We start from the raw sequence: 19183 nt of genomic DNA on the forward strand, positions 1-19183 counted from the left end.
GGACGCCGCCTGCGCCGACCTCGCCCGCAACGGCATCGCCGCCCGCGCCATCGTCGCCGACCTTGCGGCGGACGACGGGGCGGAGCGTCTGGCCGAAGCGGCCGGCGACGGCATCGACATCCTCGTCAATGCCGCCGGCATGAACCTGCGCCAGCCGTTCGGCGCGGTGACGCGGGAGGCCTTCGACCTGCACATGGCCGTGCATGTGCGCGCGCCGTTCATACTGGTGCAGAAGCTCGCGCCGGCCATGGCGGGGCGGGGGTGGGGGCGCGTTCTCAACATCGCGTCGCTGCAATCCTTCCGCGCCTTTCCCAATTCCGCGCCCTATGGCGCGGCGAAGGGGGCCGTCGCCCAGCTCACGCGGGCCATGGCGGAGGAATGGTCGCGCCATGGCATCACCGCCAATGCCATCGCCCCCGGCTTCTTCCCCACCGCGCTCACCCAGGCGGTGTTCGAGGACGCGGCGCGCGCCGCTCACAATGCGGCCCAGACCGCCATTGGCCGCAACGGGCGGCTGGAGGATCTGGTGGGTCCCGCCGTTTTCCTCGCCTCCGACGCCGGGGCCTACGTCACCGGCCAGGTGCTGGCGGTGGACGGCGGCTTCACCGCCAAATAGCGCCCCGAGATGAAAGCCCGATCATGAAAGCTCTGGTCTATACCGGCCCCCACCGGCTGGAGTTCCGCAGCGAGCCCGAGCCCCTGCCCGCCAACGATGAGGTGCTGGTGCGGGTAGAGGCGGTGGGAATCTGTGGCTCGGACATGCACGCCTATCACGGGCACGACACGCGGCGCCCGGCGCCGCTGGTGCTGGGCCACGAGGCGGCGGGGCGCATCGCCTCCGGGCCACGGGCGGGACAGCGCGTCGCCGTCAATCCGCTTGTCACCTGCGGCACCTGCTCGGCCTGCGAGGCGGGGCGCGCGCACCTGTGCTCCGACCGGCAGATCCTCTCCATGCCGCCGCGCCCCGGCGCGTTTGCGGAGCTGGTGCGGGTGCCGGAGCGCAATCTGGTGCCCATCCCCGACGATTTCCCCGTCGCCCACGCCGCGCTCGCCGAGCCGGTGGCGGTGAGCTACCACGCGGTGAACCAGGGCGCGCGCCTTCTGGGCATGCCCCTGTCCGCCGCCCGCTGCCTCGTGCTCGGGGGAGGGGCCATCGGCCTTGCGGCGGCGCTTGTGATGGCCATGCAGGGAGCCGCCGAGATCTTCGTCGCCGAGCCCAATGCGGCGCGGCGGGCCACGGTGGAGCGCGCCGGCCGCTTCCGCTGCTACGCGCCGGAGGAGGGCGGAGAGCCGAAGGATGGCAGCATTGATCTCGTGATCGATGCGGTGGGCGCGGTCGCGACCCGCGCGGCGGCCTGCCGGCTCGTGCGGCCGGGGGGCGTCATTGTCCATGCGGGGCTTCTGCCCGGCACGGAGGGGCTCGACATCCGCCGCATCACGCTTCAGGAGATCATCGTCTCCGGCACCTATTGCTACACGCCCGCCGACTTCCGAGCGACGGTGGACGCGCTCTCCTCGGGGCGCCTTGGCGGCCTCGGCTGGATCGAGGAACGCGGATTCGCGGAGGCCATTTCCGCCTTCGCCGACATCGATGCCGGCCGCACCGGCGCGGCGAAGATCGTCCTGCGGCTCTGACCGCCGACGCGCCCCGGCCGGTCCGGGGCGCTTTCCTCATCCCTCGATCCTGTCCCCGTCTGCGGTACCGGCGCAGGCGCCGGTGCCGCGCGGCCAGACCTGCTCTTCATTCGAAAAACCAGAAAGAACGCCGGGACCCGACGGGCCGCTTGACAGGGTTTTGTTCGCAGTTTTATGTACTATATCTTATATAAGACTTGGCCGACACAGGCCGGCCGAGACGACAAGGAGGAGGCAAGCGTGAGTGCGCCGCAACTGTTGGTTCACGAGAAGAAGGACACCGTGGGTGTCGTCGTGGTGGAAGGCCTGAAGGCCGGCACCGACATGCTGTGCGTGGTGACGCACGACAATTCGGCGTTCCACCTCACCTCCAAGATGGACGTGCCTATCGGCCACAAGGTCGCCCTCACGGACATCAAGGCCGGGGACACCATCTGGAAGTACGGCCAGGACATCGGCATCGCCAAGGCCGACATCGCCAAGGGCGAGCACGTCCACATCCACAATGCCAAGACCAAGCGCTGGTGAGGGAAGAAATGTCCAACATCGCCATGTTCCACGCCCAGACCGCGCCCAACCCCTTCCGCGGCGGCGCGCCCGACCAGCTCATCACCAAGGCGACTCCCAAGGCGCTCGCCTCGGCCGACTATGCCAACGCCACCGTCCGCGGCTGGCGCCGCGAGAACGGCCGGGTGGGCGTGCGCAACCACGTCGTCATCCTGCCCCTCGACGACCTCTCCAACGCCGCCTGCGAGGCGGTAGCCGCCCACGTGAAGGGCACCATGGCGCTGCCCCACGCTTATGGCCGCCTGCAGTTCGGTGAGGATCTGGAAATCCACTTCCGCACCCTCATCGGCATCGGCTCCAACCCGAACGTCGCCGCCGTGGTGGTGATCGGCATCGAGGACCAGTGGACCAACCGGGTGGTCGAGGGCATCGCCAAGACCGGCAAGCCGGTGGTGGGCTTCGGCATCGAGCTCAACGGCGACATCGCCACCGTGGCCAAGGCCTCCTACGAGGCCAAGCGCTTCGTGCAGTGGGCCAACGAGCTGCCGCAGGAGGACTGCCCCCTCTCCGACCTGTGGATCTCCACCAAGTGCGGTGAGAGCGACACCACCACGGGCCTGTCCTCCTGCCCCACCGTGGGCAACATGTACGACAAGCTGATCCCGCACGGCATCTACGGCGTGTTCGGCGAGACCTCGGAAATCACCGGCGCCGAGCACCTGTGCAAGGAGCGCGCGGCCACCCCGGAAGTGGCCGAGAAGTGGTTCAAGATGTGGAAGTCCTACCAGGACGACGTGATCGAGGCCCACAAGACCGACGATCTCTCCGACAGCCAGCCCACCAAGGGCAACATCGCCGGCGGCCTCACCACCATCGAGGAGAAGGCGCTGGGCAATCTCGAGAAGATCGGCCGCGAGTGCCGCTACATCGACGCCCTCGAGCCGGCCGAGGCTCCCGCCAAGGGCCCCGGCCTCTATTACATGGACACTTCCTCCGCGGCGGCCGAATGCGTGACGCTGATGGCGGCGGCGGGCTACGTGATCCACACCTTCCCCACCGGGCAGGGCAACGTGATCGGTAACCCCATCGTCCCGGTCATCAAGATCTCGGGCAACCCGCGCACCATCCGCACCATGGGCGAGCATATCGACGTGGACGTGTCGGGCGTGCTGCGTCGGGAGATGACCATTCCGGAGGCCGGCGACGCGCTCATCGACATGATCGTGCGCACCGCCAACGGGCGCCTCACGGCGGCTGAATCCCTCGGCCACCGCGAGTTCGTGATGACCAAGCTCTACCGCAGCGCGTGAGGGCAGGGCGGCCGGGAGCGGCTGCCTTCTCCGCTCACAAAAAGGGCCACCGGCAGGATATGCCGGCGGCCCTTTTCTGTTTCCCGGTCTCAGGCGGCGGAGCGGCGCTGCAGATCTTCCAGCAGGTCGGCGGGGATGGTGATGCCCTCGGCCTCGCTCACGGCCCGTGCCTTCAGCCGCCGCTCGCCGGGCAGGCGCGTTCCCTCCTGCCCCAGGATGGCGCCGAGGAGCAGCTCCAGCCTCACGAGATAATCCGGCCCGCCCAACCGCACCGGGTCCATCACCAGGAACAGGTGGCCGATGGCGGGGGAGGGGCCCTCCGCGGTGAAGAAAGACGCCGCCTCGAAGCCGAACTGGCCGCCGGTGAGGGCGGCGGCGAGGATCTCCACCATCAGCACCAGCGCCGCTCCCTTGGCATCGCCGATGGGCAGCATGGTGCCGGCCAGCGCAGCCTTGGGATCGGTGGTGGGGTTGCCCTGCGCATCGAGCGCCCAGTCGTCGGGAATGGCATTGCCGCGCTGGGCGGCGACCATGATCTTGCCGCGCGCCACCTTGCTCAGGGAGGCGTCGATGACGAGGGGGGCTGCATCCTTGCGCGGGGTGGCAAAGGCGATGGGATTGGTGCCGAACACCCCGGCCTGACCGCCCCACGGCGCGATGGCCTGCGGCGAGTTGGAGAAGGCGAGGGCGGCCAGCCCCCGCTCCGCCATCTGCTCCACGTGATGGCCCATGACGCCCGCATGGTGCGAGGCGAACACCGATACCGCGACGATGCCGCTCTCGGCGATGCGGCCGGCGGCGGCATCGAGCCCGGCGGCGATGGCGGGAAAGGCGAGGCCTTCGCGGGCATCCACCCGCAGGGTGGAGACGGAGGTCCATTCGAGCGCCGGCTCCGCCTGTCCCTTCACCTTGCCGGAGCGGATCTGGTCCGCATAGGCCGGCAGGCGGGAGAGGCCGTGGCTGGCGATGCCGTCCGCGTCCGCCGCCACCAGGGCCTCGGCGGTCGCATCCGCCGCCGTGCGGCCGGCGCCGGCCGCGATCAGCACCGCGCGGGCGAGGGCGCGGGCCGCGTGGAGGGAGAGTTGCTCGCTCATGCCGCCTTCTCCTGAAGCACCTGCGCCACCGCGACGGCCACCGCCTCGCTGACTCGCACGTTGGATTCCACGGTGACGCCCGCAATGTGCGGGGTGAGGATGAGGTTGGGCACGCCCTCAAGCGGGCCGCCGCCGGGCAGGGGCTCCGTCTCGAACACGTCCAGCATGGCGCCGGCGAGCCGACCCGCTTTCAGCGCTTCGGCCAGCGCCGCCTCGTCCACCACGCCGCCGCGTGCGGCATTGATGAGCACCGCATCCGGCCGCATGCGGGCGAGGGCGTCGGCGCCGATGAGGCCGCGCGTTTCGGCGGTCAGCGGCACGTGGAGGCTCACCGCATCGGCGTCCCGCAGCACTGCGTCGAGCGAGGCCGGGCGCGCGCCGTTCGCGGCGAAGGCGGGATTGCCGGCATCGAGGAAGGGATCGTGGGCGATCACGTCCATGCCCAGGGCCACGGCGCGCCGCGCCGTCTCCCGCGCGATGGCGCCGAAGCCGACGAGGCCGAGGATGCTGCCGGAGGTTTCCCGCCCCATGAGGCGCGTGCGTGGCCAGGCGCCGCCCGCGACCTCGGCGGAGGCGTGGTAGGCGCCGCGCAGCAGCATCATCACGCCGCAGATGACATATTCGGCCACCGCCAGATCGTTGGCGCCGGTGGCCGGACGCACGGCGATGCCACGGGCGCGGCAGGCCTCCACGTCGATATTGTCGAGGCCGACACCGAGCCGCCCCACCACCTCCAGCCGGGGCGCCGCCGCGAGCAGCGCTCCGCGCACCTGCGTGCGGTTGCGGACGATGAGGGCGCGCGCATCCTTGAGGAGGGCGTGCAGGGCGTCGGGCTGGTCCACCAGCGCCGGGTCGTAATGGACCTTGTGACGGCCGCGCAGCGCGGCGAGCGCCGCCTCGTCCATGAACTCGGTGACGACGATGTCGGGCATGGGCGTTTCCGGTTGTCGTTTTCGGATATTGTCGTTCGGGGCGCGGAACGAGGGCATTGCATGCGCTTCTATTCCGTTATCATATATAAGATATGAGACTGACGGGTGTTGCAAGCTCCACGGGGGGAGATGCAAGCCGGGCCAGCCGCACCTATAAGCGTCGGAGACGGACGCGCCGGACCAGGGGGCAAGACCATCGTGAGCAAGCCAAGCATTGCCGCCGGGGCCGAGCCCCGCAGGGCGCAGGAGAGAAGCCCGGCCGGCGCCGCCCATCGCGGCGAGGGGGAGGGACTCGAATCCAAGCCGCTCTACCGGCAGGTCCGCGAGACCCTGATCCGCCGCATGGTGGATGGCGTGTGGGCGCCCGGAGAGCCCCTGCCCAGCGAGATCCAGCTCGCCGCGGAACTCGGGGTCAGCCAGGGCACGGTGCGCAAGGCGTTGGACGAGATGGCGGCGGAGAACATCGTCGTGCGCCGGCAGGGCCGCGGCACCTTTGTCGCCCGCCACGACGAGGAGCGCATCCTGTTCCAGTTCTTCAAGCTGGTGGGGGATGACGGGGAGCGCCACTTTCCCGAAAGCCGGGTGCTCGGCATCGAGAGAGCCAAGGGCACGGTCGCCGAATGCGGCGCCCTTGCCTTGCCGCGCAACGGGCGCGTCCTGCGCATCCGCCGCCTGCGCACGTTCGATGGCGCGCCGCTCATCATCGAGAGCCTGATCCTGCCCGACCAGATGTTCCCAGGCCTCGCCGATGCGCCCGTGCCGAACAATCTCTACGGCCTCTACGCGCAGCGCTACGGCATCACCGTGGCGCGGGCGCGGGAGCAGCTGAAGGCCGTCGGCGCGGATTCCGACACTGCGGCGATGCTCAATGTGGAGCCCGGCGCGCCGGTGCTGCTGATCGACCGCCTCGCCTATTCGCTCGACGGCACGCCGGTGGAATGGCGCATCAGCTTCTGCCTGACAGCCGGTTTCCACTATCTCTCCGACCTGACCTGATTTTCACAAATCATTGATCCTGTTGGATCTTGCGGCGTGAGGCGGCCGTGGGCGTGGCGCGACAAAACTTATGTCTTATATATGATAGTAGATGACCTTTACAGGCCTACCGGCCTTGTCTATCGTCATCACACCTGAGGCGGCGCGACAGGCGTCCGCGGCCAGCAGGAAGAGCCGAAGAACGGCGGGGCGGATGCGCCATTTCGCTCGCCCCGACCGCGGGATCCCAACAGACACGACAAGGCCTGCCGCCCCGCCAAGGGTGGTCAGGCCCCATGAAGACCGGGAGCAGAAACGACGCCTCGCCAGAACGGCCAATAAAGGCCGCGGCGACAGGTCCCAAGGGAGGGATGCATGGGTTCGCAGAAACCTCTTCTGGAGGTGAGTGGCGTAACGCTGCAGTACAAGACGCCGAATCTACTCGTCACCGCCACCTACAGGGTGGATTTCAACGTTCTCGAGGGCGACCGCTTCATCCTCTTGGGGCCGTCCGGCTGCGGGAAATCCACCCTGCAGAAGGCCGTCGGCGGCTACATCACGCCCACGGAGGGCGAGATGCGCCTCAAGGGGCAGGTGATCCGCGCCCCCGGGCCGGACCGCATGATGGTGTTCCAGGAATTCGACCAGCTGCTGCCCTGGAAGACCGTGCGCCAGAACGTGGCCTTCGCCCTCACCGCCGCCCGCAAGCTGAAGGGCAAGGAGGCGGACGAGCGGGCCATGCACTACATCGAGAAGGTCAACCTCACCAAGTTCGCGGACACCTATCCGCACATGCTCTCCGGCGGCATGAAGCAGCGCGTGGCCATCGCCCGCGGCATGGCCATGGAACCGGACATCCTCTTGATGGACGAGCCCTTCGCTGCGCTGGATGCGCTGACGCGCCGGAAGATGCAGGACGAGCTGCTGCAATTGTGGGCGGACACGCGCTTCACCGTGCTGTTCGTCACCCATTCCATTGCCGAGGCCATCAAGATCGGCAACCGCATCCTCCTGCTCTCGCCCCATCCCGGCCGGGTGAAGGCGGAGATCAACAGCACCACCGATCCCAAGGACGCCGCGCTTCTCGAGCAGCGCATCCAGCACATGCTGTTCGCCGACGAGGCGAAGGAGATCATCGATGCCTGAGGTCGCCACCCTGAAGGTCATTCCCATCACCGAGCCGCGTCCGGAAATCTATCGCGAGGACATGCCGGCCGACGCCATGACGGTGGTGGAAAAGCCGCTTTCCACCTGGGAGCTGCTCTACAACTGGAGCTTCTTCCGCAAGCTCATCATTCTCGCCGCGCTGGCATTGGCCTGGGAAATCTACGGGCGCGTCCTCAACAACGACCTGCTCTTTCCCACCTTCAGCGCCACCGTCTCCGCCTTCTTCGCCAACGTGATGAACGGCGTGCTGCCGGAACGCGCGTGGGGGTCGCTGCGGGTGCTGCTGATGGGATACGCCATCGGCATCACGCTGGCGGCAGTGCTGACGGCGCTCGCCATCGCCTCGCGCATCGGCACGGATTTCCTGGAGACCATGACCTCCATGTTCAATCCGCTGCCGGCCATCGCGCTCTTGCCGCTGGCGCTGATCTGGTTCGGGCTCGGCACCGCCAGCCTGGTCTTCGTTCTGGTGCATTCGGTGACGTGGGCCATCGCCCTCAACACCCATTCCGGCTTTCTCTCGGTGAGCCGGACGCTGAAGATGGTGGGTCGGAACTACGGGCTGAGGGGGCCGCGCTTCATCGCCACCATCCTCATCCCGGCGGCGTTTCCCTCCATCCTCACGGGGCTGAAGATCGGCTGGGCGTTCGCATGGCGCACGCTGATCGCGGCGGAGCTGGTGTTCGGCGTGTCGTCGGGGTCCGGCGGTCTCGGCTGGTTCATCTTCGAGAACAAGAACATGCTGGATATAGCCAACGTGTTCGCCGGTCTGCTCACAGTCATCCTCATCGGCCTCGTGGTGGAAAACCTGATCTTCCAGACCATCGAGCGCCACACCATCCAGCGCTGGGGCATGCAGGCCTGAGCGGTTTCGGTAGGTGTGAAGCTTGGACCGCCCTTACTCAAGGGCGGTCCTGTACTTGAGGTGGGCGGTGAAGCTCTCGCGATATTCCACGCGCCGCCCATCGAGCGCGTGGGCGACGCGCCGCACCTCCAGAACCGGGGCGCCCGTCGCGATGCCGAGATGCTGCGCCATGGTGGCATCCGCCACCGCCATGCCCACCTCGTCTTCGGTGCGCATGATGGTGACGCCGCAGCGCTCCTGATAGAAGACGTAGACCTCCTCCACGATATCCTCGCCAGTCTCCAGCCCCAGCGCGGCGAAGGTCTGCGCCGGCAGCGCCAGGCGCTCGTAGACCAGCGGCTGGCCCTTCTCGCTGCGGATGCGCGTGAGCGCCAGCACCTTGCCATTGGCGTCGAGATCGAGCTGCCGGCGCTCTTCGGCGCTGGCCGCGCGAACGGTCTGGGTGAGGAGATGCGCCACCGGATCGAGCGGGCGTCCATCCCCATGCACGAACCGCAGGAAGCGAAAGCGCGACTTGGCGCTGGAGTGGGGCACCACCCGCGTGCCGCGTCCGTGCTGGCGCTCCAGAAGCCCGTGGATCACCAGTTCCTCGGTGGCCTTGCGGATGGTGCCGATGGACACGCCCAGCTCGCCGCAGAGCTGCTGCTCGCTCGGCAGGTAGCCGCCGGGCTTCCAGACGCCATCGATGATGCGCTTCAGCAGCAGGTCGCGCGTCTGCTGGTAGAGCGGCCGCGCCTCGATGGCGGCGGAACGGGCGCTGGTGGGGGTGGCGGATTCCGATGTCATATATATGACCTAAGACTATTGACACCTGTCTTGCCGAGGGTACTCTGCCCCTGCCGACACTCAATCGGAAAATGGTCGCGCGCCGGATCGAAGCCGAGCGGACATGTCCATCGGCCTTTGATCCCGAAACGAAAACAAGACCGCACGCCTTGAGCGCGCGGCCAAGGCAGCCCCAGGCGTGCCGGCTGCGAGGCGCCAGGGAGCTTGCCACCAGGGAGAACGCAATGGGTCTCTTCTTCAAACGCGCGGCTGTGTTCGCCGCCGCAGCGCTTGCCCTCGTTCCGCTGTCGCTCGCCGCAGGGACGGCGCGTGCGGAAACCGGAACGGTCCGCCTCGCCAAGCAGTTCGGCATCTCCTATCTGCCGATGACGGTGATGGAGGAGCTGAACCTCATCGAGAAGCAGGCGAGCGCCAAGGGCTTCGCGCTGAAGACCGAATGGCTGCGCTTCACCGGCGGCTCGGGCATGAACGAGGCCCTCATCTCCGGCAATCTGGATATCGCCGCCGGCGGCGTTGGGCCGATGCTCACCATCTGGGCCCGCACGCGCGGCAATCTCAAGGTGAAGGGCATCGCAGCGCTGAACGCCATGCCGCTCTACCTCGTCTCGGTGAACCCGAACGTGAAGACCATCAAGGACTTCACCTCCGCCGACAAGATCGCCCTGCCGGCGGTGAAGACCTCCATCCAGGCGGTGACGCTGCAGATGGCCGCCGAGCAGGCCTTCGGCACGGGCCAGCAGAACAAGCTGGATTCCCTCACCGTCTCGATGGGCCACCCGGATGCCCAGCTCACCATGATGGGCGGCAAGTCCGAGGTCACCGCGCATTTCGGCTCTTCCCCCTTCCAGGAGCTGGAGCTGAAGGACCCGCGCGCCCACAAGGTGCTGGACAGCTATCAGGTGCTCGGCGGGCCGCACACCTTCAACGTCATCTGGGCCACCGAGAAGTTCGCCACCGAGAACCCCAAGGCCCTCGCCGCCGTCCTCGCCGCGTTGGAGGAGGCCAATGCGCTGATCCGCAAGGATCCTGCCGCCATGGCCGCGCTGTGGATCAAGGCCGAGGGCTCCAAGATGAGCGTGGACGAGGCGGTGGCCATCATCAAGTCGCCGGAGAACGAGTGGACCACCACCCCGAAGAAGGTGCTGTCCTATCTCGATTACATGCACCGGGCCGGCCTCGTCGGCGCCACCACCAAGGACTGGAAGGACATCTTCTTCCCCGCCATCCACGGTGCGGCGGGGGGCTGAAGATCTCCTTGGCCGGGCGCGCGGCCATCGCGTGCCTTCCCGTCGCGGGCGGCAGCCTGCGGCGTCTCAAGAAGCCTTCAGGACGAACGACATGACGAGCACGAGCCAGAACGGGCGGCCGGCGGCAGCGCCGGCCGAGGAGACCCTGCGCGTCCGCGTGTGGCGGGGCCAGGCCGACGGCGCCTTCGAGGACTTCGTGGTGCCGCGCCGCGCCAGCCAGACCGTTCTCGACGTGGTGACGGAGATCCAGCGCGCGCAGGACCCGACGCTCTCCTACCGCTTCGCTTGCCGGGTCGGCATGTGCGGCTCCTGCGCGATGGTGGTGAACGGGCGGCCGCGCTGGACCTGCCGCACCCGGGTTTCCGAGGCTCTGGACGGTGACATTCTCGTGCTGGAGCCCCTGCGCAACCTGCCGATCGTGAAGGACCTGACGGTCGACATGGTCCCCTTCTTCGAGAAATGGCGCGACGCCCACGGCGCCTTCGAGCCGGGCGAGGCGCCGCCCGCGGATTTCGCACCGGTGCGGCCCGACAGCCCGAAGCGCAAGGCCGCCGACGCCGGCGTCGAATGCATCAATTGCGGCGTGTGCTATTCCGCCTGCGACGTGGTGGCCTGGAACAAGGACTATCTCGGCCCCGCCGCCCTCAACCGCGCCTGGACGCTGGTCAATGACGAGCGCGACCGGGGCAATGCGGCGCGGCTCGCCGCGGTGTCCGGGGACGTGGGCTGCCACTCCTGCCACAGCCACATGAGCTGCACCGAGTTCTGCCCCAAGGATCTGGCGCCCACCTACGCCATCGCCGGCCTCAAGCGCGCCACCGCGCCCTCGCCGATCGGCCGCCTCCTCGCGCTGCTGGTGAAGTCATGAATCCCCTTCTCTACATGGCCCAGCGCGGCACGGCCGCGGTGCTGGCGCTCGCGGTGGCGGTGCACCTCGCCACCATGGTGCACGCCGTTCGCGGCGGGCTCAGCGCGGCGGAAATCCTGTCGCGCACGGCGGGCAACGGCTGGTTCCTCGCATTCTACTGTGTGTTCGTCTGCGCCGCCGCCATTCACGCCCCCATCGGCCTGCGCAGCGTGATCCGTGAATGGACCGGCTGGCGCTCGCGCTCGCTCGACATGGCCATGTTCGCCTTCTCGGCCGCCATCCTGGTGTTGGGGCTGCGCGCGGCGCTGGCGGTCTACCAGCCGGGAGGACTGGTGCCGTGAAGCCGTCCACCCTCACCTCCACGACCCGCCCCGGCCTGCGCGAGGCTGCCCACCTGAAACCGGGCTTCATCGCGGCGCTGCTCCATCGCCTGTCGGGTGTGGCGCTGGCGGTGTTTCTGCCCATGCATTTCATCGCGCTTGGAACGGCGCTTTCGGGGGCTGGCGCGCTCGACAGCTTCCTGGCCGTCACCCACAGCCCGCTGGTGAAAATCGCCGAATGGGGCCTCGTGAGCGCCCTTGCCGTGCACATGGCCCTTGGCCTCCGGGTGCTGGCTATCGAGTGGTTCTCCTTCCGTGGCCACACCGCCGGGGTGGTGGCGGGTGCCATCGCGACAGGGCTCGCCGTGGGGCTCCTCTTCCTGCTGAGCGGGTGGTGAGCATGCTCGGCATTCCGCTCGCGACCCTTTCCGTTCTCTGGGCCGGCGCCTTTCTCGGTGCGCTGGCGGCTGGCGGGGCAGGGTTTGCCTTCGCCCTCGCCGCATCCGCCATCTGGCTGCACGCGCTCGATCCGATCCAGACCACCGCGCTCATCGTCGCCTGCGGCAGCATCCTCCATCTCACGCTGGTTTGGCCCATTCGCCGATCCATCGACGGGGTGCGCCTCGCCCCCTTCCTCGTCGGTGCGCTGGTGGGGGTGCCGCTCGGGGTGCTGGTGCTCACGGCGGTGAACCCCGCCCCGCTGAAGCTCGTTCTGGGCCTCGGCATGGCCGCCTATGCCCTCTACGCGCTCCTCGCCCCGCGCCTTCCGGTGATCGGAGGAGGTGGCCGGTGGGCCAATGCGGGCATCGGCTTCGTGGGCGGCATCCTCGGTGGCCTCGGTGGCTATTCGGGGGTCGTCCCCACCATCTGGACCCAGCTGCGCGGCTGGCCGAAGGAGGTGGCGCGCGGGGTGTACCAGCCCTTCATCCTGTTCGCGCACGTGGTGACGCTGGCAGCCGTGGGGGTGGTGGGCATCGACGGGCGCTCCTGGCTGCTCATCATCCTCGCCTTGCCGCCGCTCGCCATCGGCGCCGTGCTCGGCCTCCAGATCTACGGCCGACTGAACGAGAAGGCATTCAAGCAGATGCTGTCGCTGATGATCCTGCTCTCGGGTCTGGCGCTGGTCTTCTAGGAGCACCCCATGGACCTCAACCTCGACGAAGTCGAAAAGATCTGCGCCGACCTCTATTTGCGCGCGCTACAGTTGCTGCCGCCGGACATCAAGGCCGGCTTCTCGGAGCTCCTGCGCACGGAGACGGACGCGACCGGCCAGGCCATCCTCGGCACCATGGTGGAGAACATCAAGGTCGCCGAGCGCACCCGGAACATCCTGTGCCAGGACACCGGCATCCCCATCTACAACATCACCATCGGCCGCAACGTGACCTTCGACGGGGCAGGGCTGAAGGAGGCCGTGCGCCGCGGCGCGGCGCGCTCGACCAGGGAAAACTCCCTGCGCTCGTCGGTGGTGCATCCCATCACCCGCAAGAACGACCAGAATTCCTGCGGCATCCGCGTGCCGGTGATCCACATCGACTTCGACGACCGGGAGGAGACCGTCTCCATCGAGATGATCCCCAAGGGCTCGGGCTCGGAAAACGGTTCGTTCCTCAAGATGCTGCTGCCCTCGGACGGCATCACCGCCGTGAAGCGCTTCGTGGTGGACCGGGTGATCGAGCTGGGCGGCCGGGTGTGCCCGCCCACCATCGTCGGCGTCGGCATCGGCGGCACCTCGGACCTATGCATGCACCTCGCAAAGATCGCCGCCACGCGGCCCCTGCGCACGGTGTGCGACGATGCGGAAGGCGCGAAGATCGAGGCCGAGCTGTCCCGCGCGGTGAACGAGCTGGGCATCGGGCCCCAGGGCCTCGGCGGGCGATCCACGTCCTTCGCCGTCCATGTGGAAGTCGCCGCCACCCACATCACCCAGAACCCGGTGGCGGTGAACATCCAGTGCCATTCCGCCCGCCGCGCGCGGGCCACCCTCACCCCCGGCGGCATCGCCTTCAGCTGATCCGGAGCACCCCGATGGCCCACCATGTTCTTGAAATGCCGGTTGATGCCGATCAGGTCCGCGTCCTGAAGGTCGGCGATACGGTGACGCTCCAGCGCACCCTGTTCGGCATCCGCGACGCAACTCAGATCCACATGTTCGATCGCGGCCGCACCACCCGCCTCGATCTCAAGGGACACGCGGTGATCCACACCGCGCCCAACGTGCACCGGGTGGAGAAATCCCCCGCCGCACCCGCCGGCTACACCCCCTTCTGCATCGGCACCACCACCTCCATGCGCATGGAGCGCTTCACCCGCCCGCTCATGGAGCGGGAAGGGGTGCGCCTCATCGTCGGCAAGGGTGGTATGGGGCCGGCGACGCTGGAGGCCTTCCGCGAGCTGGGCGGCGCCTATCTCGCCATCGTCGGCGGGGCGGCGGCGCTGGAGACCACGTGGATCGAGGAGATCGAGGACGTGGACATGGACGATCTCCACCCCGAGAGCCTCTGGAAATTCCGCATCCGCGATTTCGGGCCGCTGCTGGTGGGCATGGATGCCCATGGCGGCTCGCTCTTCGCCCAGGTGCAGGCGGATGTCGCCAGTCGCCGCGACGCTGTGCTGGCCGGCATCGGAGCCTCCGAATGACCCCCGCCGTCGCGATCCGGGAGACGGACGTCCTCATCCTCGGCTCGGGTGGAGCCGGCCTGTTCGCTGCGCTCCACACCAAGAAGGCAGCGCCCGACCTCGACGTGACGGTGGCGGTGAAGGGCCTCATCGGCAAGTGCGGCTGCACGCGCATGGTGCAGGGCGGCTACAACGTGGCTCTGGCGCCCGGCGACAGTGTCGAGCGCCATTTCATGGACACGGTGGAAGGCGGCAAGTGGCTCAACGACCAGGACCTCGCCTGGACGCTGGTGACCGAGGCGCAGGTGCGCATCCGCGAGCTGGAGAGCGAGCTCGGCTGCTTCTTCGACCGCAATCCGGATGGCAGCGTCCACCAGAAGGCCTTCGCCGGCCAGACCTTCGACCGCACGGTGCACAAGGGCGACCTCACCGGCATCGAGATCATCAACCGCCTCATGGAACAGGTGTGGCGGCGCGACGTGAACCGCATGGAGGACCACCGCGCCCTCGACCTCATCCCCGCCGCGGACGGCTCCGGCCTCGCCGGGGTGCTCATGGTGGACATGCGCACCGGCGTTCCGGTGCTGGTGAAGGCGCGCGCGGTGCTGCTCGCCACCGGCGGCGGCCCGACCATGTACAAGTATCACACCCCTTCCGGCGACAAGTCCTGCGACGGGCTCGCCATGGCCCTGCGTGCCGGCCTCGCCCTGCGCGACATGGAGATGGTGCAGTTCCACCCCACCGGCCTCCTCGCCGGCCCCGGCACGCGCATGACGGGCACCGTGCTGGAGGAGGGGCTGCGCGGCGCCGGCGGCTGGCTCACCGACCGCACCGGTGCGCGGTTCATGCACCTCTATGACCCGCGCGGCGAGCGGGCCACCCGCGACATCGTCAGCCGCTCCATCATGCGCCGCATCCGCGACGGCTATGCCACTGCCCATGGCGGCGTGCACATCGAGATGGGGCATCTCGGCCCCGACCATGTGCGCAAGACCTTCAAGGGCATGGTGGAACGCTGCGCCGACTGCGGCTTCGACCTTGCCGGAGGACGGGTGGAGGTGATCCCGACCGCCCACTACATGATGGGCGGCGTGGTGTTCGGCGGCAACTGCGGCACCGCCATGCCCCGTCTCTACGCGGCCGGGGAGGATACGGGCGGCGTGCACGGCGCCAACCGCCTCGGCGGCAACGGCGTGGCCAACTCCACCGTGTTCGGCGGCATCGCCGGTGACGCCATGGCGCGGGAGGTGGAGCGCGGGCGTACCTTTGCCGATCCTGACCCGGCGGCCATGGAGCACGCGCTGGAGCGCGCCTTCTCTCCGCTGGGCCGCGACGCGCGGGACCTGCCCGCCATCCGCGAGGCGCTCTACGAGGCGATGTGGGACGACGTGGGCATCCTGCGCACGGCGCAGGGGCTGAAGCGCGCGCAGGAGACGCTGGACACCCTCGCCGATGCTGTTTCCCGCGCCGGCGCGCCGGACGGGGACCGCCGCTACAACCTCACCTGGATGGATCGGCTGAACCTCGAGAATCTGGTGCTTGTCAGCCAGGCCATCACCGCCGCGGCGCTCGCCCGCGAGGACAGCCGGGGCGCCCATTTCCGCGAGGACTTTCCCGAGACGTCGGACCTTGATACCTCGCGCTACACGCTGGTGCGGCAGGAGGCGGGCCGCCTCGACATCTCCACGGCCGCGGTGGCCTTCACCCGCGTCGCGCCCGGCCAGAGCCTGCTGAAGGACGTCGCATGAGCCCCGCACCCGCCCCCACTGCCGCCGCTCGCCCCGCCGCAGGGAAGGACCTCGCCCCGCGCGGCGCGGACGTCGTTGTCCGCGCGCTTGAGGCGCATGGTGTGAAGCGCATTTTCTCTTTGTCCGGCAACCACATCATGCCCGTCTATGATGCGCTGCTGGAGACGGATATCGCCCTTGTCCACGTGCGCCAGGAAGCGGCAGCGGTGCACATGGCGGATGCCCATGCGCGCCTGACCGGTGAGGTGGGTGTGGCGCTCGTCACCGGCGGGCAGGGTCTGTCCAATGGCGCGGCCGCTTTGTTCATGGCCCTCGGGGCTGAATCCCCGGTGCTTCTGCTGTCCGGCCAGGCCGGCATCGGCGAACTGGGCCGTGGCGCCTTTCAGGAGATGGATCAGGCGGCCGTCGCGCGGCCCATGACCAAGGCCTCGTGGATGGTGGAGAGCGCCCAAGCGCTCGGCACCGACATCGCGCGGGCCATCCGCCTCGCGCGGGAGGGGCGACCCGGCCCCGTTCATCTCGCGCTGCCGGTGGATTTGCTGGAGCAGCGGCTGGCCACATCGGAGCCGGCCGTGACGATTGAGCCGCCGACTGCGCCAGACGCGGACGTCATCGCAGGGCGCCTCGCGGCGCTGCTTGAGAGCGCGGACCGGCCGCTCATCCTGTGCGGCCCTGCCTTGTGTACGCCGCGTGGACGGGGTGCCATGGCGCGGCTGGAAGCCGCCACGGGCGTTCCTGTGATCGGCATGGAGAGCCCGCGCGGGGTGAACGATCCCGGCCTCGGCGCTTTTGCCGAGTTGCTGGCCGAGGCAGACCTCGTGGTGCTGCTCGGCAAGGCGCTGGATTTCACCCTCAAGTTCGGCGCCCCGCCCGCGGTGGCGGCGTCCTGCCGCTTTGCGGTGGTGGATGCGGACCCGGACCTTCTGGCGCGTGCCGCCAAGGCGAAAGGTCCGCTCCTTGTGGAGCGCGCGGAAGGGGAGGCCGGCAGCGTGCTCGCCGCCCTCGCCGCATCTCCGCCGGCCGCTTCGGCGCCCCGTGCATCCTGGCTGGCGCGGGCGCGCGAGGCGCTGGCCTTCCTGCCGGCCGCCTGGGCGAATGCGCGGGCTTCCTCGGGCCGTATCCATCCGGTGGAGCTGTGCGCCGCGGTGCGTGACTTCCTCGCCGGCCATCCCGACGGGACGCTGGTGTGCGACGGCGGCGAGATCGGCCAATGGCCGCAAGCCATCGTCAAGACGCAGAACCGCATCATCAACGGCGTTTCCGGCACCATCGGCGCCTCCATTCCCTTCGCCATCGCCGCCCGGCTCGCCCGGCCGGAGGCGCCGGTGGTGGCGGTGATGGGGGACGGCACCTTCGGCTTCCACATGGCGGAGTTCGACACCGCCCTGCGCGTTGGGGCGCCCTTCATCGCGGTGATCGGAAACGATGCCCGCTGGAACGCGGAGCACCAGATCCAGCTGCGCACCTATGGCGCCGGGCGGACCCGCTACTGCGACCTGCTGCCGACCCGCTACGACGAGGTGGTGCGGGCGCTGGGCGGATATGGCGCCCTCGTCACCGACGCCGCCGACCTACCGGATGCCCTCGCCGAGGCCCACGCGAGCGGGCTCCCCGCAGCAATCAACGTGATGATCGAGGGCGTTCCCGCTCCGGTGATCCGGCGCGGCTGAACTTGAAGCCGCCCAAGACTCGATCCGGGCATCAGACCCGGCGACGCCCGCAAGACGGGCGAGGAAACGCAGACAGAGGGCTCAAGGATGATCGCATTCAAACGGAAGCTGGCGGGCGCGCTCGTGCTGCTCGCCGCAATGACGTCAGCCGCGGTGGCGGAAGTGGACAACGTGACCATCGCCCGCCAGCCGAGCCTCGGCCATCTGCCGCTGATGATTATGGAAGACCGCGGCCTGCTGGAAAAGGAGGCGGCGGCGCGCGGCGTGCCGAACCTGAAAACCCGCTACATCAAGCTCGCCGGTGGCGCGGCGATGAACGATGCCCTGCTGTCCGGCGCTATCCAGTTCGCCGCCGGCGGCGTGCCGCCTCTGGTGCTGCTGTGGGCCAAGACCAAGGACAGCGCGAATCCGATCAAGGCGGCGGCGGCCATGAATTCCATGCCGCTCCTGCTCAATACGTCCAACCCCAATGTGCGCTCGCTGAAGGACTTCACGGCGAAGGACAAGATTGCCCTGCCGGCGGTGAAGGTGTCGGTGCAGGCCATGTTCCTGCAAATGGCGGCGGAGAAGGAGCTGGGCCCGGACCACCGCAATGATCTCGACAAGCTGACCGTCACCCTTTCTCATCCCGATGGCATGGCGGCGCTGCTGGCCGGCAACGAGGTGACGGCCCATTTCACCGCCGCGCCCATCCAGGAGCTGGAACTCAGGAAGCCCGGCGTGCACACGGTGCTCAACACCTTCGATGTGCTGGGCCAGCCTTCCACCTTCAACGTGGTGTGGACGACGACGCGCTTCGCCAATGAAAATCCGAAAATCTATGCCGCCTTCTTCGCGGCGCTCGAAGAGGCCATCGCCATCATCAATCGCGACAAGTCGGCTGCCGCACGGGACTATGTTCGCCTCGCCGCCGACGGCAGCGAAGTGGCGCTCATCGAGGGCATCCTGAACGACCCGCAGGTGACCTTCACCACCACGCCGCAGGCGATCCAGAAATATGCGGACTTCATGACCCGTACCGGCATGATCGCCGCCACGGCGCAGAGCTGGAAGGACCTGTTCCTGCCCAACGTGCACGGCAAGCCCGGAAGCTGACGGAACGTCAAATGGAAGGGGTGGCGCCACCTTACGGCTTGGCACCGCTCGATTTTCTCCGCCATTGTGCGGCGCAGCAGAGCGCGATGTTGCGCCGCATTTGGCGAGGGATGCGGCTGGGGATATACTGGGCACTTGAAACCACGCTCGTGACCCAGATGAACACCCAAGACGAACTGCGAAAGGTCTTCCTGCCGCTCGTGCTGGTGGCAGCGCTGTTCGCGGCCGCGGCACCGCGCGCGGCCGGGCAGCCGATCTCGATGTCGGCCGTCTCCAAGACGCTCGCCCAGTGGGGCGAGGCCTATGCGGCGTCCGAGTCCATGCTCCAGATGGGCAACTGATCCG

At 68.6% G+C, this 19183-nt stretch carries 21 protein-coding genes; 18 read left to right on the top strand and 3 right to left on the bottom strand.

Annotation, left to right across the window (positions count from 1 at the left end; all coding sequences use genetic code 11):
* The 4 genes from ACE3QW_RS20940 to ACE3QW_RS20955 form a co-directional block, all read left to right on the top strand.
* The coding region (locus tag ACE3QW_RS20940; RefSeq protein ID WP_374253768.1) for an SDR family NAD(P)-dependent oxidoreductase at window positions 1-616 on the top strand (616 nt) is incomplete at its 5' end.
* Between the two features lie 23 nt (window positions 617-639).
* Window positions 640-1635 carry an alcohol dehydrogenase catalytic domain-containing protein gene (locus ACE3QW_RS20945; protein WP_374253770.1) on the top strand — a complete coding sequence of 332 codons (996 nt, stop codon included), beginning with the start codon at window positions 640-642 and terminating at the stop codon, window positions 1633-1635.
* Between the two features lie 240 nt (window positions 1636-1875).
* Window positions 1876-2163: a UxaA family hydrolase gene (locus ACE3QW_RS20950; protein WP_029555396.1), complete on the top strand. Its 288-nt coding sequence runs from the start codon at window positions 1876-1878 to the stop codon at window positions 2161-2163.
* Between the two features lie 8 nt (window positions 2164-2171).
* The gene (locus tag ACE3QW_RS20955) at window positions 2172-3452 is read left to right on the top strand and encodes a UxaA family hydrolase (protein WP_024280490.1); all 1281 of its coding nucleotides are present in this window, start codon (window positions 2172-2174) and stop codon (window positions 3450-3452) included.
* A gap of 89 nt (window positions 3453-3541) precedes the next feature.
* Here the strand turns inward: ACE3QW_RS20955 and ACE3QW_RS20960 are convergent, their stop codons facing one another.
* Complete coding sequence (locus ACE3QW_RS20960; RefSeq protein WP_374253772.1) at window positions 3542-4546, bottom strand: Ldh family oxidoreductase; 1005 nt, start codon at window positions 4544-4546, stop codon at window positions 3542-3544.
* Window positions 4543-5478: a hydroxyacid dehydrogenase gene (locus tag ACE3QW_RS20965; protein WP_374253773.1), complete on the bottom strand. Its 936-nt coding sequence runs from the start codon at window positions 5476-5478 to the stop codon at window positions 4543-4545. The genes ACE3QW_RS20960 and ACE3QW_RS20965 overlap by 4 nt, the downstream gene beginning before the upstream one ends.
* 198 nt (window positions 5479-5676) lie before the next feature.
* On the opposite strand from ACE3QW_RS20965, the gene ACE3QW_RS20970 reads away from it, so the two are divergent.
* The 3 genes from ACE3QW_RS20970 to ACE3QW_RS20980 all read left to right on the top strand — a co-directional run bounded on the left by ACE3QW_RS20970 (window position 5677) and on the right by ACE3QW_RS20980 (window position 8485).
* Window positions 5677-6474, top strand: coding sequence for a GntR family transcriptional regulator (locus tag ACE3QW_RS20970; protein WP_374253775.1), 798 nt, complete (start codon window positions 5677-5679; stop codon window positions 6472-6474).
* Between the two features lie 354 nt (window positions 6475-6828).
* Window positions 6829-7599: an ABC transporter ATP-binding protein gene (locus tag ACE3QW_RS20975; protein ID WP_024280486.1), complete on the top strand. Its 771-nt coding sequence runs from the start codon at window positions 6829-6831 to the stop codon at window positions 7597-7599.
* A 61-nt stretch (window positions 7600-7660) separates the two neighbouring features.
* Window positions 7661-8485 (top strand): ABC transporter permease, encoded by an 825-nt coding sequence (locus ACE3QW_RS20980; protein WP_245279425.1) that lies wholly within the window; start codon window positions 7661-7663, stop codon window positions 8483-8485.
* Window positions 8486-8518: 33 nt separating this feature from the next.
* Here the strand turns inward: ACE3QW_RS20980 and ACE3QW_RS20985 are convergent, their stop codons facing one another.
* Window positions 8519-9271 (bottom strand): GntR family transcriptional regulator, encoded by a 753-nt coding sequence (locus ACE3QW_RS20985; RefSeq protein ID WP_374253777.1) that lies wholly within the window; start codon window positions 9269-9271, stop codon window positions 8519-8521.
* 224 nt (window positions 9272-9495) lie between these two features.
* On the opposite strand from ACE3QW_RS20985, the gene ACE3QW_RS20990 reads away from it, so the two are divergent.
* From ACE3QW_RS20990 to ACE3QW_RS21040, 11 genes are all read left to right on the top strand, one after another.
* Window positions 9496-10518, top strand: a complete 1023-nt coding sequence (locus ACE3QW_RS20990; RefSeq protein ID WP_374253779.1) for an ABC transporter substrate-binding protein — start codon at window positions 9496-9498, stop codon at window positions 10516-10518.
* Between the two features lie 91 nt (window positions 10519-10609).
* A complete protein-coding gene (locus ACE3QW_RS20995; protein ID WP_374253780.1) occupies window positions 10610-11386 on the top strand; it encodes a succinate dehydrogenase/fumarate reductase iron-sulfur subunit in 777 nt (258 codons plus the stop codon).
* Window positions 11383-11727, top strand: a complete 345-nt coding sequence (locus tag ACE3QW_RS21000) for a succinate dehydrogenase (RefSeq protein WP_374253782.1) — start codon at window positions 11383-11385, stop codon at window positions 11725-11727. Before ACE3QW_RS20995 ends, ACE3QW_RS21000 begins: the two co-directional genes overlap by 4 nt.
* Window positions 11724-12104, top strand: a complete 381-nt coding sequence (locus ACE3QW_RS21005; protein ID WP_374253784.1) for a succinate dehydrogenase — start codon at window positions 11724-11726, stop codon at window positions 12102-12104. The genes ACE3QW_RS21000 and ACE3QW_RS21005 overlap by 4 nt, the downstream gene beginning before the upstream one ends.
* A gap of 2 nt (window positions 12105-12106) precedes the next feature.
* The gene (locus ACE3QW_RS21010) at window positions 12107-12838 is read left to right on the top strand and encodes a TSUP family transporter (RefSeq protein ID WP_374253787.1); all 732 of its coding nucleotides are present in this window, start codon (window positions 12107-12109) and stop codon (window positions 12836-12838) included.
* 9 nt (window positions 12839-12847) lie between these two features.
* Window positions 12848-13720 (top strand): fumarate hydratase, encoded by an 873-nt coding sequence (locus ACE3QW_RS21015; RefSeq protein ID WP_374253788.1) that lies wholly within the window; start codon window positions 12848-12850, stop codon window positions 13718-13720.
* 14 nt (window positions 13721-13734) lie between these two features.
* Window positions 13735-14346 (top strand): fumarate hydratase C-terminal domain-containing protein, encoded by a 612-nt coding sequence (locus ACE3QW_RS21020; RefSeq protein ID WP_374253790.1) that lies wholly within the window; start codon window positions 13735-13737, stop codon window positions 14344-14346.
* Complete coding sequence (locus tag ACE3QW_RS21025; protein WP_374253792.1) at window positions 14343-16073, top strand: L-aspartate oxidase; 1731 nt, start codon at window positions 14343-14345, stop codon at window positions 16071-16073. The genes ACE3QW_RS21020 and ACE3QW_RS21025 overlap by 4 nt, the downstream gene beginning before the upstream one ends.
* Window positions 16070-17743 (top strand): thiamine pyrophosphate-binding protein, encoded by a 1674-nt coding sequence (locus tag ACE3QW_RS21030; RefSeq protein ID WP_374253794.1) that lies wholly within the window; start codon window positions 16070-16072, stop codon window positions 17741-17743. The genes ACE3QW_RS21025 and ACE3QW_RS21030 overlap by 4 nt, the downstream gene beginning before the upstream one ends.
* Before the next feature lie 87 nt (window positions 17744-17830).
* A complete protein-coding gene (locus tag ACE3QW_RS21035) occupies window positions 17831-18838 on the top strand; it encodes an ABC transporter substrate-binding protein (protein ID WP_374253795.1) in 1008 nt (335 codons plus the stop codon).
* Between the two features lie 11 nt (window positions 18839-18849).
* Window positions 18850-19179 (top strand): hypothetical protein, encoded by a 330-nt coding sequence (locus tag ACE3QW_RS21040; protein ID WP_374253797.1) that lies wholly within the window; start codon window positions 18850-18852, stop codon window positions 19177-19179.
* Window positions 19180-19183: the final 4 nt, after the last annotated feature.

Origin of the sequence: Xanthobacter sp. (assembly GCF_041911315.1) — a bacterium.
GTDB lineage: Bacteria > Pseudomonadota > Alphaproteobacteria > Rhizobiales > Xanthobacteraceae > Xanthobacter > Xanthobacter aminoxidans.

Excerpts from the sequence above, each read along its gene's own strand:
- ACE3QW_RS20955 (WP_024280490.1), top strand. The coding sequence starts at position 2,172 with ATGTCCAACATCGCCATGTTCCACGCCCAGACCGCGCCCAACCCCTTC.
- ACE3QW_RS20990 (WP_374253779.1), top strand. The coding sequence starts at position 9,496 with ATGGGTCTCTTCTTCAAACGCGCGGCTGTGTTCGCCGCCGCAGCGCTT.
- ACE3QW_RS21020 (WP_374253790.1), top strand. The coding sequence starts at position 13,735 with ATGGCCCACCATGTTCTTGAAATGCCGGTTGATGCCGATCAGGTCCGC.
- ACE3QW_RS20960 (WP_374253772.1), bottom strand. The coding sequence starts at position 4,546 with ATGAGCGAGCAACTCTCCCTCCACGCGGCCCGCGCCCTCGCCCGCGCG.
- ACE3QW_RS20945 (WP_374253770.1), top strand. The coding sequence starts at position 640 with ATGAAAGCTCTGGTCTATACCGGCCCCCACCGGCTGGAGTTCCGCAGC.
- ACE3QW_RS20995 (WP_374253780.1), top strand. The coding sequence starts at position 10,610 with ATGACGAGCACGAGCCAGAACGGGCGGCCGGCGGCAGCGCCGGCCGAG.
- ACE3QW_RS21010 (WP_374253787.1), top strand. The coding sequence starts at position 12,107 with ATGCTCGGCATTCCGCTCGCGACCCTTTCCGTTCTCTGGGCCGGCGCC.
- ACE3QW_RS21040 (WP_374253797.1), top strand. The coding sequence starts at position 18,850 with ATGGAAGGGGTGGCGCCACCTTACGGCTTGGCACCGCTCGATTTTCTC.
- ACE3QW_RS20975 (WP_024280486.1), top strand. The coding sequence starts at position 6,829 with ATGGGTTCGCAGAAACCTCTTCTGGAGGTGAGTGGCGTAACGCTGCAG.
- ACE3QW_RS21030 (WP_374253794.1), top strand. The coding sequence starts at position 16,070 with ATGAGCCCCGCACCCGCCCCCACTGCCGCCGCTCGCCCCGCCGCAGGG.
- ACE3QW_RS21035 (WP_374253795.1), top strand. The coding sequence starts at position 17,831 with ATGATCGCATTCAAACGGAAGCTGGCGGGCGCGCTCGTGCTGCTCGCC.
- ACE3QW_RS20985 (WP_374253777.1), bottom strand. The coding sequence starts at position 9,271 with ATGACATCGGAATCCGCCACCCCCACCAGCGCCCGTTCCGCCGCCATC.
- ACE3QW_RS20980 (WP_245279425.1), top strand. The coding sequence starts at position 7,661 with ATGCCGGCCGACGCCATGACGGTGGTGGAAAAGCCGCTTTCCACCTGG.
- ACE3QW_RS21015 (WP_374253788.1), top strand. The coding sequence starts at position 12,848 with ATGGACCTCAACCTCGACGAAGTCGAAAAGATCTGCGCCGACCTCTAT.
- ACE3QW_RS21025 (WP_374253792.1), top strand. The coding sequence starts at position 14,343 with ATGACCCCCGCCGTCGCGATCCGGGAGACGGACGTCCTCATCCTCGGC.
- ACE3QW_RS20965 (WP_374253773.1), bottom strand. The coding sequence starts at position 5,478 with ATGCCCGACATCGTCGTCACCGAGTTCATGGACGAGGCGGCGCTCGCC.
- ACE3QW_RS21000 (WP_374253782.1), top strand. The coding sequence starts at position 11,383 with ATGAATCCCCTTCTCTACATGGCCCAGCGCGGCACGGCCGCGGTGCTG.